Here is a 387-nt window from a genome sequence, read left to right as displayed (position 1 = left end):
AAAGGCGCGCAGCAATGGCTAAGAAATTCGATAAAGACAGCTTCAGCGGCACGCTGATTGTGGTGTTGGCGGTCAGCCTGATGTGCTCGGTCATCGTGGCGGGTGCGGTCGTCGGCTTGAAACCCATCCAAGTAAGCGCCGTTTCGACCGCATTATGGCTTACGGCAAATTTTCGGAACAATAATTCGGGTAGAACAAGCAGCAAGCAGTTTGTCTGAAACTGCTTGCTTTTTCTTTATCGGGATGAAGCCGTGCTGACTTTAGATGCGTTTGAGCAATGCTTGAAGGATTGTTTTCCTCAAGGTCTGAATGGAAAAAAAACAGCAGTGGCATTAAGCGGCGGCTTGGATTCCGTCGTTTTGCTGCATCTGCTGGTTTGTGCCGGGT

2 pseudogenes are annotated in these 387 nt (G+C 49.9%); both read left to right on the top strand.

Annotated elements, in window-relative coordinates:
• Nucleotides 1–14 precede the first annotated feature (14 nt).
• Nucleotides 15–131, top strand: a pseudogene (locus tag ACRPFF_RS11630) (Na(+)-translocating NADH-quinone reductase subunit C); the annotation flags it as partial.
• 120 nt (nt 132–251) lie between these two features.
• A pseudogene (locus tag ACRPFF_RS11625) lies at nt 252–387 on the top strand (tRNA lysidine(34) synthetase TilS); the annotation flags it as partial.

The sequence above is a fragment of the Neisseria sp. SLRRB23 genome (genome assembly GCF_050896295.1).
GTDB lineage: Bacteria > Pseudomonadota > Gammaproteobacteria > Burkholderiales > Neisseriaceae > Neisseria.
The sequence above is the reverse complement of the archived record's forward strand: the minus strand, read 5'-3'. Positions and strand labels throughout refer to the sequence as shown.